Genomic DNA, 11,884 nt, shown 5'->3' on the forward strand with positions numbered 1-11,884 from the left:
AAACGCGTGTACAGCGTCTGCCACGAGCCGTATCTCTCCGGCACGTCCCGCCACGGGACGCCGGTGCGAATCTTCCACACGATCCCGTTCAGGATCGCCCGGTCGTCCGACCGCCGGCGACCCATCGCCCCCGACGGAAGATGCGGCCGCAACGCGTCCCACTCCGCATCGGTCAACTCATGACGTCGAATCACACCCGACATCATGCCTCAACCCGAGCAGATTGAAGACACTTCCTAGCCGCCGCCCTTGATCGTCGGCGTCGGTCAGCTCGAAAAGCGCCTCGTCGGGCCCGGGGTCCTAGGCCATGGATCGCAGACTGCGCCCGAGGCAGTGACCGCGCCTCGTTCCAGGGATCGGCTAGGTGCCGGACTGCCTGTCATGCACATGGCACATGTTCTGGTGGGTGTCCGGGACTTGGTTTCGAAGTGTGCCCAACCCGGTTCGCGTGTTGTTCGTTCTTGGGGGTGTGACAGTGATGGGCACGATCGGGGCTCGAATATTCAGTGGGAGGAGGGCGGATGCGAGTTGACGGGGAGTCTGTGCAGTCGTTGGTGGCTGCTCGGGGTTGGGCGCTCAAGCGCTACGCCTTTGTCCTGTGTGGAGACGACGACCGGGCGGACGACCTGGTCCAAGAGGCGTTGGTACGGACTCTCGCGGGGCGTCCCCCCACTGATCCCGCCGAGTTGGAGGCGTACGTCCGTCGGGTCATGACCAATGTCGTCATCGACGAGTTCCGGCGGGCGCGCCGATGGGCGCGTCTACGGCCCGCCTTCCTGACCCGGTACGCGCCGTCCGATCAGGAGGGACCGGAGACGCAGGTATGCGCGCGCCTGTGGACCGGTGAGTCCTTGGCGCAGTTACCCGCTGGCCAGCGAACGTGTCTGGTCCTGTACTACCTCGAGGATCTGCCCATCGCCGAGATCGCGAACGTCCTGGGGTGCACTCAGGGGTCGGTCAAGAGTCAGTTGCACGACGCACGCGGCGCACTGAGGCGGACGTGGGCGAACGACGGCACGACGAATAGCGAGGAGGAGAAGCGTGAGTTCGAACGGAGATAACATCCGAGAAGCCCTGGACACGCTGGCAGGCCAGGCGCGGCCGCTGCGGCCGATGCCCGCGGAGGAGTTGGTGGCCGAGGCGGAGCAGCGCCGTCGCGGACGGCGCCGGCTGCAGATGGCGGGTACCGCTGTGGCCGTGACGCTGTGCGTGATGGGAGCGTTCGCCACGACGATGGTCGGATCCGACCCGTCCGACCGCCCGGCCCCCGTCGCCGCCCCGTCGCCAGCGGAACAGGGGTCGGGCATTGAACAGGAGCCGGGCCCGTTCACGTGTGGCCGGCCGATCGAGTCGCCCGTGGTCGAACGGTTAGATGGGTTCGATTTGTTGGGGTTGACGATCGAACGGACCGCAGACGTGGATGTGCCCCCACTCGTCTCCGTCACCCTCGAGGCGCCTGCACCGATGCGACTGAACGCCACCAAGGTCTACCCGACCGTGCTACTGCTGCGGGACGGAGTCGTGGTGGGTGGTCCGGTGCGTGCCGGGGCCTTGGGCCCCGGACGCCCGCTTCGGTTCGTGGACTGGGACCCCGCGTACGAGTGGCCTGCCAAGATTCGTCAGCCCGCGCCGGATTGGCTGTGTGGGCAGTTGAGTTGGCAGCAAGTATGGGCAAATCCGTCGCATTACACCCTGGCCGTGGTTATGACTCCGCCCAAGGCGAGCGCAGGAGGGCCGCTTCCGTCGAACGAGACGTCCTCGACATTGCTGATCTCCAAGGTGGCGCTCGACGACAGGCTCTCAGCCGGCTCATGAACACGCTGCGCCGGTGCGACGACGGTCGCACCGGCGAGAAACGTCAGGCGAAATTGAGTCGGACGGCAAAGACGTCCTGGATGGTGGCCGCGCTTATCCAGCCCACGGATCGACAACGCTTGATGTCGTCGCAGTAGAACCCGATGCTGACCATGCCGTTGAGTTGACGGCTGTTCGGGTCGTTGACGGTGATTATGGGGCCTCCGCTGTCGCCACCCACGGCGGCGAGGTAGCCGTCCACCTGCCCTCCGACCATTCCCATGACCCCGACATCGCCCGCGGACCAAACGTTGACACCGGCCGTGCGGATGTTACACATGACCTTGATGTTGTATCCGAGGTTGCAGACCATGTCCCCGACTGCGGTGTGCCTGACACCGTTGAGGGCGCGGGCGTACCCGGCGGCGTCTGTGCCGTCCCAGGTGTTCGCCCGGGTCGTAGTCTCAATGAAGGCCGCGTCGATGTCGGGCCTCTTGTCCTTGACCTGGCCGACATAGGTGCCGCCGTGTGTCCACACGTGTTGGCCCACCGGGTAGCAATGGCCTGCAGTAACCAGCCACTGCCGGCCGTCCCACGTGCTGATGCTGGGCATTCCACTCGTGCAGTTCGCGCGGTCGGCGTCGATCCAGTCCAGCGCCGCTCCGGCATAGAAGGGGGCGCTGTCGTTCTCCCGAGTGGCCAGCAGTCGGCCCTCGCTTCCTTGCTCTACCCTGATTTCCAGGGCAACCGCCGTCTTGTCGAGGCTTTCCCGTGAGGCCAGGAAGCCGCTCGCCGAGCTGGGTTTGTCGACGGAGAGAGTGACACCTCCGCCGTCCACCGCGAAGGCTGCAGAATAGACCTTGAACGGCAGAGACTCGTTGGCGACGTATCGAAGGGCTTCGCTCTTCATCGCGGCTTGAGAGTTTTTCCCCTGCTTCACGTCGAGCAGCTTCGTGTTGATCTTCGGATACTTCGCGTGAACCTGTCGGATGAAGACGTCGGCCTGCGACGTATCGGTCAGATACACGTGGAGCGTGGTGTAGTCCGCACTCATCTCGGCAGAGGTGAAGATGTCCGCGTACTGCTCCTGGCCGACGCTGATCGCCCCATCTGCGGCGGCGCGCAAGGGTTCGAGCAGTCGTCCCTGCGCCTCCGGCGTCATGGTCGCCAAGGTTTCGGCAGAGAGAGGCCCGGGTTCGTCCGCCGCCGCCGAGAAAGGTATGACGGCCAGTGCGCCGAGCGCAGCAACGGCAGCCACCAAACGTTTCATATTCCTGTTCATTTCCCCCCCAGATTTAGCGCCCCCAGAGCGCCGGTTGGCCCGAGAGAGCGTATTTAAGCGGCCACAGAGAGTCAATAGGATTCCATTTCCCAATTCCCGTTCCGATTTCACGTAAAAAATCGGGCTTCGCCGATGGAAGTGATACTTTATATCATCAAATCGCGTCCAGATATGAAATCGCAAACAAGGATTCAACGGCACCAACTTCCCCACCGCCGGGCACCTGGCCTCCTACGCTGGCCTCGCACCCACGACATACGAGTCAATGCTCGGGCGCGGTTCCACGACCGACGACACGATGAGCGCACGGCTCGGAGCGAGGGCGTGCCACGAGGGGCGTTCGACGAAGCGCCCCCGCGGTCGGCGGTCACGGGAGCAAGAACTCGCGATCCCCGAATCGGGCACTCGGCGGGGTCGATCGCGCAGAACGACCCTCGACGCGCGCGCCGGTGAGGCACGCTCAAGAACACGACGGGCCGCGACGGCGGGGCCCGTGACCAAGAGGAGGCGCGTGTGAGGGACCAGAGGCAGGGTTGGCAGGCGCGGGAGTTCGGGACCGCGCACGAAGGCCGGGTCGGCGTGGTGTTGGTCGATGGTTCGACGCCGCGTCCGGTGATCTTCGACATCGGCAGCGGTACCAATTTTTACGAGAGCACCGACTGGCGGTATCACGACGGGTCGTGGGAGTACCTGGTCAAGGCGCCGAGGGCGGACGCGTTGCGGACGGTGTGCTCCTGTGGCTGGCAGGGCGAGGCGCACCCGGTCGCCACGATGCCGGAGCTGGTGGCCGAGCTCGACGGTGCCGCCGCCGACGCCGAGAACGAATCCGATGCCAAGGACCGGCATCCGTGGAGAGCGCTCGAGGACCCGGCGGTCTGCGAGCGGGACTGGGCCGCGCACATCGCGGAGGTCGAGCACGCCGCCATGCAGCTGCCCGAGGACGTCGCCCGACTGCTCCGACAGGTCGGCGACCGACTGGACGTCCTGGCCCTCGACGCGCCGCTGGCCGCGCTGCGCGCGGTACGGCTGTTGCACACGACCGTCGGAGAAGCCGGCGCCAACGCCGCAACCTCCGCCCGTTACGACCACGACGAAGCCACGATCGGCCGCGCCCTCGGCCTGCCGGAGAAAGAGACCACGGCCTGCCTGTACGAATACACACGCCGCTAACCGCTCCGCCGGGCCGCCGTGGCCCGACCGACGCGAAGTCCGGCGACCACCCGGAGGGCCCGCTCGGGGCCGCCGGGTCGGCCGAGCACGTCACTCGTCGGGGTCGTGGTGCGCGGTGGTCACATCCGGATACGACACCGGCCCATGAACGTCCCCCTTGGTTGGTGACCCCATGTTGTCGAAACCTCGCACCGTGTACGGGAGTTCGCCCAGACTGGGCGGACGGGCCGACGAAAGGGAGCGGGCATGGCGGGTGCGTGGCGTGGTGAAGAGGGACCCGAGCGGCATCCGCGGCCGCCGTTGCCGTCGAACCAGGGGTTGCTGCCCGCGCTGCGGACCGGCGGCGAGGTCGCCGAACCGGCGCCGGGCCCGGGACCGGTCGAACAGGTGGCCCGGATACACGCGCCCGGCGAACTGCCCGTCGGCACGTCCGGATCCAACCGGGAACAGCGCTGGGACATGCTCGGCCCCAAGACGCGCGAGCGCCTGGAGGCGCAGGCCGGTACGACGTTGGCCTGGTGGGCGAAGTTGGACGCCGACGAGTTCGTCGAGGCCTTCGTGTTCGGGCCCCTGGGCGCCTGCCGGGCGGCGTCCGTCGTCCGCGAGGGCAAGCGGGTGTACCTGGTGGAGCGCCTGCGCTTCGAGCCCGACGCCCTGGAGCACCGGTCGCTCCGCTCGGACCCGGTGGGGCGCAAGCCCTCGAAGGCGTCCCGCCTGTTCCGGCCGCGCCGCCCCGCGGGTGGGGGACCGCCGCCGGCCCGCCCGGCGGTCGTGGCGGACCTGGGCCTGAACGTGCGGGACTCGGGGGTGTTGGGGAACCTGCCCGCCGAGGTGCAGGAGTTCCTCCAGCGCCCGTTCCTCGGCGACGACCAGGGCGTGGTCGCCCAGTGGTACTACGACGAGGGCATTGAGGCCATGGGCCGGGTGCTCCGCGTCGTGTTCGCCCTGATGGGCGACCGCGACGTCACGTTCGCCACCGGCCGTCGGACCCTGCCGCGCGGGGCCTCGCCCGACCGGGCCCGCTGGGAACTCGACTACTACCACGCACCGGTCAAGCGGCCCCGAACCACGCCTTGATCCAGGCCCTGCTCTCTCGCACTCGACATCGACGACGCGTGCGTGGAGGCCGACGGGCGACCCGGCCTCGACGGCATACGCCCGGTGTTCTCCCACGCCGTGGCCGCCTTCCTTCGGGACGACGACCCCGACGTGCGCCACGCCGCGACGGCCGCGGCCGTCGCGTACGCCGAGGATCCCGACCTCGCCGAACACCGCGCCGAACTGGTGCCCCTCGCGCACCGACTCCTTGCCGAAAGCACCGTCCGCTCGTACCGGGCCCCCACGATCGACCGACTCCGCACGGAGGTACAGCCGAACATGCTCTTTGTGTTCGCCGTTCGGTCCGGCTGATGGTGGGGTGTCCGGGCGTAAACGAGGGGCGGGGTGGGCGGGGAGTGGGGCACACTTCGCCCGTGATCACCATGCGGCTCGTGCTGAGGGTGGATGTCCACGACGGCGACTTCGCCTTTTGGCCGGTCGCCGAGACGAAGTCCTTCGGCCACATTCCTCTCGGTGATGAACTCTCTCCCACCGAGGTCGGGACGGCCATGATGCGCATCGTCGGCTGCAACGACGTCGGCCCCGACCCCGGGGAGGGCTTCCCGCTCCCGCCGGCCGACCCGCTCGGATACTTCCTGCACGGGATGCTGACCTCCGAGGAACCCATCGTGGGGGGCGGCCTGCTCGTCGTGGACACCTCCACGGGAATCGTGGTGCCGCCCGGCTGCTGCTGCGGCCTGGAGGACTGGCGCGAATGGCAGGAGGTCGTCGACGGCGGCGACCCGCCCTGGCTCGGCCACGATCCGGAACCGACCGCCGAACGGCTCGGCGACACCGTCCGGCTGACCCTCGACTCCGGGAAGAGCGACGGCCCGGTGAACTCGGCCGACTCCTGGAGGGCGTCGATCGTGACCTCTCCGACTTCGTCGCCCTGGCGGCCGACTGGGCATCCCACCACCTGCCCGAGCACGCCACCCCTCTGGTGGCCGCCGCCCTCTCCCGCCTGCTGGCTCTACCGTCGCAGACCGGGCCGCAGCAACGGTAGAGCCAGCAGCCGGTTCCGCCGACCAGGCAAGTGGGCAGACGGCACCGGCCCGCCGTAAGCACGTTCACGGTGTGCTTGGTTGGGCACACCGACGAGCACGGCTCCGTCGAGGCGGACCACAGCCCCGGCGGCAACGCCGACAATCCGCCCTTCTGAGCAGGCACACACGACGTTCCGACACCGCGCTCCGTCCACGTCGATCCGAAACGACTCGAGCGTCGCCCTCATCCGTGGTCGCAGTGACATCTCGCCGACGGACGCGCGCCGGTAGCGCACCGAGCTCGTGCTGCCCCGGCGCACGATCTGCTGCAGCCTCTTCCCTTCCTGGTCGAGGCGAGCGCTCATGCCTGATCGGGGTCGGGATCCGTGTCGGGCGGCCTGAAGCCCAGTTCGCGGTACAGCAGGCGCAGCCGGTCGCGTGCGACGGCTTCGACGTCGGCGGCGTGCGTCTGCGCCGCGACGTCGACCAGTTCCTCGAGCGCCTGGCCTCCTTCGCGTACAGGCCCAGCTCCGAGGCCATGCGGGCGGCGTCCGTCAGGCAGGCTCAGCGACTCGTCGTATCTCGTGACGGCGAACAGGATGGCTCTGGACCCGGGATCAGACGAGGCCGACGTAGTCGGCGAGCCAGTGCCAGGGCTGGACCATGTTGATGTGGTCGGCGAGCCAGTGCCAGGGCTGCCTGTCGAGGTCGAGACCGACGTGGGCAGCGATCCAGGGCCAGGGCTGCGCGGCATCCACGTGCCAGGGCACGATCAGGCCCGCCAGCAGTGCCGCAGGGCTTACCACCCGGCACGCTTCGAAGGGCTCTCCGACGGTGACGTTCAGACCTTCCATCGGAAAGGACAACAGAGCCGTCGCGAGCAGCAGGGCGGTCGGCGCCAGGACCGCGTAGACGATCAGGTTCGAGGTCTCGGCGCGGGGGGATGCCCGAAGACCCGCAGTGAACGTCGCGGCGACGCCGAAGGAGAGCACCACCTGGAGCAGAAAGCTGGACCAGCCCACGAAGTTCCCCACGTGGTACCCGGGCGGCACCTGGTACGGCACGTACGGCCGAACCGGGGCGGCAGGGGCGGGAGTGGACACGGCGGAGGGGTCGTCGGTGTTCCGCGGCGAGTCTCGGACGTCGTCCATGGCACCTTGTACGCGTTGCACGGCGTCTTGTACGCGTTGCACGGCGTCCTGGACGCGTTCCAACGCGCTTTGGGTAGAAGCCATGGACGCGATGTTGGCCTCCGCGGCGGCGGCGAAGTCGCCGACGAGCGGGTTCACGTCCCCCGTGGGCGTCGGCATCGCCGTCACCCCACCGGCAGGCAACTGCGCCGGTGGGTCGCAGTCGCCCGGCCAGGTACCGACCTCCGCCGGGACGGGGCCCCCGATGAAGGGGTACTCGCCCCCCGTGTAGGCCGGCATCGCGGTCACGGTCACCCCACCGGCAGAGGGCTGCGCAGGTGGGTCGTAGTCGTCCCGCCGGGTGCCGCCCTCCGGCGGGACGGGGCCGCCGAGGGAGTACCCGTCTCCCGTATAGGCCGGCATCGCGCTCACCCCACCGGACCACGATTGCGCCGGTGGGTCGTGGTCGCCGGACACGCCGTCTGCGGTGACCTGCGTTGCCGCCTGGGCAACATGCTGGTGGACGGGTGTCGCCCATTGCCGCTCCTGCTGCTCCCGGCTCAGGACCATGACCTGGTGGCGCAGGACGTCGACTTCCCGGCGCAGGAGTTCGATCGTGGCGTGGTGTTCGGCGAGTTCGGCTTCGAGTTCGCGGATGTAGGCGGTCGCGGCGTCGAGGCGATGGTCCCGGTCCCGGACTTGGTCGTGCAGTGCGTCGTGTCGGGTCTGGATCTCGGCTCTGGTGGTGTCGGTGTGTTCGAGGCGTTCGCTCAGTTCGGCGAGTTCGAGGTCGAGGGCGCCCAGGGCCTGGGCCGCGTGTCGGCGGTCGTGGGTGCCGCGGTCGCGTTCCTCGTTCAGGCGTGCGGTGAGGTCTTCCTTGGCGGCGGTCAGCCGTGTGGTCTCCTCTCTCCAGTACAGGGCCTGGTTGTGCTGCCTGGCGCTGCCCGCCAGGGCGGCGGTGCGCAACCGGTCGAGGTCGAGGTGTTCCTCGGGTGCGAGCGGGACGCCGCGCTCGGCCAGGAATCTTGCGAGGGCGGTGAGGAACTCGGCGGGTGCGACTCGTTGTCCCTTGAGGTAGCGGGTGACCACGGACGGATCGAGGAACGCCGCCTTGGCGAACTCGCGGCGCGAGGCGCCTGCGCGTTCGAAGCACGCCTGCATCGCCGCCCCGTAGCGTCCCGCGTCCGGCTCGACCGCGTCCCGGCCCGGAATGTCATCGCTCATGTAGGTGTCGCCCCCTTCGTCACCCCTCCATTCAACGCCACCACCGGGCGACCCGGTGGCACTACGCGCCGACGTGTTGCCGATGCGCCGGCAACGCCCGTTGCCGCTACCGCAGCACCTTCCACCCGTCCGACGCGATCCGCCTCCTGGCCAGCTGGAACGCCGACGACCAGCGGAACACGAGCCCGGCAGCGGGAACACCCGGCCGACCCGACGACCCAGCCGGCCTCTGACCGGCAGCGGTAGGCATCCCCGACGGCTCACGGCAGTCCCCGCGCTTCGCGGAGAGAGCGCGCGCTGCTCTCCTTCACCATAGGCGGGGACACAGCGCGAGCACTCCGGGCCGACACGTCGCGTCACGTGAAAGCAGGCCTTGTCGACCGAGTTGCCTACCCTGGGCAATTCCGGTCCCAGCACGCGGGTTCCGTCCCAAGGACGCGGTACGGACGGCGGAAGCGAAACCACGTACGGCGATGGCACCTCGTCCGCCGCTCGATCGCCGACTCGGCGGGCCCGTCGGCGAAACATGCAGGCCCCACCGGTGGCCGACGTGCAACGTGGGAGGTGACGAACCGGTTCGGACGACCGGTTCGCAGGGCGGAACGGGTCCCCGGCCTCGGGCCCCGCGCCGCTGTCGACGGCGTCCGCGGGCCCAGTAGAGTCGCGACGTGCCGGGGTGGATGTGGGGCAGTCGGCTCGTGGGGCGCGCCCGCGAGCTGGACGTACTGCACGGCTTCGTCGACGCTTTGGCGACAGACAGCGGCGCCATGCTCGTCGTCGGCGAGGCCGGCGTGGGCAAGACCTCGCTCCTCGACGCCGCCGCTGCCCATGCTGCCGAGCTCGGCATGCGCGTCCTGCGTGCGTCCGGCATCGAGTTCGAGGCGGAGGTGAGCTTCGGCGGGCTCCACCACTTGGTCGCCCCGCTTGCCGCCGAGACCGCCGTACTCGCACCCGACGCGCGACGTGCGATCGGCGTCGCCGTGGGACTCGCGCACGGTCCCGCGCCTGACCACCTTGCGCTGACAAACGCGCTGCTCGCCCTGCTCTCCGAAGCCGCCGGCCGGGACGGCGTGCTGGTGCTGGTCGACGACCTGCACTGGCTCGATCGCGCGAGCGCCACGCTGTTCGGCATCCTCGCGCGGCGCCTCGGTGGCTCGCGTATCGGCCTGCTCGGCGTCGTTCGGACCGGTGAGGGCAGCATGTTCGAGGGCGCCGGCCTCGCGGAGATTGCCGTCGGACCGCTCGACGAAGCCGCCGCGGCGGTACTCCTCGCCGAGGCGTTCCCCCAGATGCCGCCGCGGACGGCCCGGCAGGTGATCACCCAGGCCCAGGGCAACCCGCTCGCGCTGATCGAACTCCCGGCGCCTCTCGGCCCGACGACCGAACCTCCGCCCAGGCGCACACCGGTCGGCCGACGGCTGCAGCTGACCTTCGCCCGGCGGATCGACGCGCTGCCCGCCGACACGCGCGCCCACCTGCTCCTCGCGGCACTCGACGGAACCGGCTACCGGTTCCCGGCATTCCCGGCCGGCGAGCTCGAACCGGCCGAGCGCGCACGGCTGATCCGCATCCACCCGGTCACCCGCGAAATCCGGTTCCGGCATCCGCTCACCCGGTCCACCGTCGTCGAGCTGTCGACCGAAGAAGAACGGCGCGGAGCACACCGGCGGCTCGCGGGACGGCACCCGGCCGGCTCCGAGCGACGCGCCTGGCACCTCGCGGAGGCAGCGTCGGCACCCGACGAGCAGATCGCGCAGCTCCTTGAGGAAGCCGCCCTGAAGACCAAGGGACGCGGCGACCCGGTCGGCGCCATCACCTTCCTCCTGCGCGCCGCCGAGCTGAGTCCCGAACCCGACGAGCACCACCGCCGCGCCATGTTCGCGACCTACCTCGGTGCCGACGTCACCGGAGACCTCACCGACCCGCAGACGCACCTCGCCGAACACGGCGGGCACGGCCACACGGTGGCGGCCGCCGTCGCCGCCGCCTCCTACCTGGTGAACACCGGCGGCGACATCGACACCATCCACCGGCTACTGCTCGGCGCCCTGCGCACCACCCCCCAGCCGGTCGCAGCCTGGGACGCGCTGTTCACCGAGACCGTCTACGTCCTGCAGGCGAACTGCTCCTTCGGCTCCCGACCCGACCTGGCAGACGACTACTGGGCGGTCCTCGACCGGATCGGCCCCGAACCCCCGCGGGTCCTCGGCCTGCTCGGCGCCACGTACCTCGAGCCCACCCGACGGGCGGCGCCTTCGCTCCCGCTGCTCGACGAGGCAATAGCCGGCATCGGCGACCAGGCCGACCACGCCCACACGGTACAGCTGGGCATCGCGGCGCTGTACGTGGACCGGATCGCCGGATGCCGCGGCGCACTGTGGCGGGTGGTCGAGCACGGCCGCGGCGGCGGCGCAGTCGCGGCGGCACTCAAGGCGTACGCGCTGCTGGGGTTCGACGGCGTGCTGAGCGGCGACTGGGACGGCGTCCAGCGGCTCACCGAAGAGGGGCTCGCCGTCACGACCCGGCACCACTACCGGCTGCTCGGCGGCTTCCTGCAGTACAGCCGGGCGATGGTCGCCGCCGCCCGCGGCGAGCGCGAGACCGTCCGGCACCTCGCCGACGACCTGACGGCCTGGGCGGCACCGAACCGCATCAACTTCGTCCTTCAGCTCGCCGCACACGCCAAGGCCGTCGACGCGCTGAGCAACGGCGAGTTCGAGACCGCCTACCGCCACGCGGTCGAGGTCTGCTCGCCGCAGACCGTGCCCTCGCACAAGCCCGCGGCACTGTGGGTCCTGCTCGACCTCGTCGAGGCGGCCGTCCGCGCCGGCCGGACCGCGGAGGCGCGCGCGCACGTCGCCGACATCCAACGCTCAGGCGTCGCCTACCTCTCACCCCGCCTCGCCACGATCGTGGCCGCCGCCACGGGGATGACCGCCCCGACCGCCGCGTTCCGCGAGGCCTTCGACACCGCGCTCGCGACCCCGGGAGCAAGCCGCTGGCCGTTCACGCAGGCCCGGATCCGACTCGCCTACGCTGAACGCCTCCGCCGCGCACAGTCCCCCTCCGCATCCCGGCACCAACTCACCGACGCCCTCGACACCTTCGAACGCCTGGGCGCCGCCCCCTGGGCAGCCCGGGCACGCGCCGAACTCCGCGCAAGCGGCACACCCACCCCCCACCCGACCCCACGCCCTGCC

Annotated in this window: 10 protein-coding genes; 7 read left to right on the top strand and 3 right to left on the bottom strand. The window is 69.9% G+C overall.

All coding sequences use genetic code 11. The features are described 5' to 3' along the window. A partial coding sequence (locus GT354_RS56605) for a transposase (RefSeq protein ID WP_161358325.1) occupies window positions 1–194 on the bottom strand: 194 nt, incomplete at its 3' end. A 327-nt stretch (window positions 195–521) separates the two neighbouring features. On the opposite strand from GT354_RS56605, the gene GT354_RS23340 reads away from it, so the two are divergent. Then, on the top strand, window positions 522–1,061 hold the full coding sequence (locus GT354_RS23340) for an RNA polymerase sigma factor (protein ID WP_161358326.1): 540 nt from the start codon (window positions 522–524) through the stop codon (window positions 1,059–1,061). A 52-nt stretch (window positions 1,062–1,113) separates the two neighbouring features. Next, a complete protein-coding gene (locus tag GT354_RS23345) occupies window positions 1,114–1,815 on the top strand; it encodes a hypothetical protein (protein ID WP_161358327.1) in 702 nt (233 codons plus the stop codon). Between the two features lie 43 nt (window positions 1,816–1,858). Here the strand turns inward: GT354_RS23345 and GT354_RS23350 are convergent, their stop codons facing one another. Then, window positions 1,859–3,064: a S1 family peptidase gene (locus GT354_RS23350; protein ID WP_161358328.1), complete on the bottom strand. Its 1,206-nt coding sequence runs from the start codon at window positions 3,062–3,064 to the stop codon at window positions 1,859–1,861. A gap of 525 nt (window positions 3,065–3,589) precedes the next feature. Here GT354_RS23350 and GT354_RS23355 point away from each other — a divergent pair. From GT354_RS23355 to GT354_RS23370, 4 genes are all read left to right on the top strand, one after another. Further along, window positions 3,590–4,246: a hypothetical protein gene (locus tag GT354_RS23355; protein WP_161358329.1), complete on the top strand. Its 657-nt coding sequence runs from the start codon at window positions 3,590–3,592 to the stop codon at window positions 4,244–4,246. Window positions 4,247–4,492: 246 nt separating this feature from the next. Continuing rightward, the gene (locus GT354_RS23360) at window positions 4,493–5,323 is read left to right on the top strand and encodes a hypothetical protein (protein ID WP_161358330.1); all 831 of its coding nucleotides are present in this window, start codon (window positions 4,493–4,495) and stop codon (window positions 5,321–5,323) included. A 42-nt stretch (window positions 5,324–5,365) separates the two neighbouring features. Further along, window positions 5,366–5,656, top strand: a complete 291-nt coding sequence (locus tag GT354_RS23365; RefSeq protein ID WP_161358331.1) for a hypothetical protein — start codon at window positions 5,366–5,368, stop codon at window positions 5,654–5,656. A gap of 71 nt (window positions 5,657–5,727) precedes the next feature. Then, window positions 5,728–6,408 (top strand): hypothetical protein, encoded by a 681-nt coding sequence (locus tag GT354_RS23370; protein ID WP_237535372.1) that lies wholly within the window; start codon window positions 5,728–5,730, stop codon window positions 6,406–6,408. 539 nt (window positions 6,409–6,947) lie between these two features. On the opposite strand, the gene GT354_RS23375 is transcribed toward GT354_RS23370, so the two are convergent. Continuing rightward, on the bottom strand, window positions 6,948–8,684 hold the full coding sequence (locus tag GT354_RS23375; RefSeq protein WP_161358332.1) for a helix-turn-helix transcriptional regulator: 1,737 nt from the start codon (window positions 8,682–8,684) through the stop codon (window positions 6,948–6,950). 668 nt (window positions 8,685–9,352) lie between these two features. Between GT354_RS23375 and GT354_RS23380 the strand changes: the two genes are divergently transcribed. Further along, window positions 9,353–11,884: ATP-binding protein (locus GT354_RS23380; RefSeq protein WP_161358333.1), on the top strand; the 2,532-nt coding region annotated here is incomplete at its 3' end.

This window comes from Streptomyces sp. SID3343, from assembly GCF_009865215.1.
Taxonomy (GTDB): Bacteria; Actinomycetota; Actinomycetes; order Streptomycetales; family Streptomycetaceae; genus Embleya.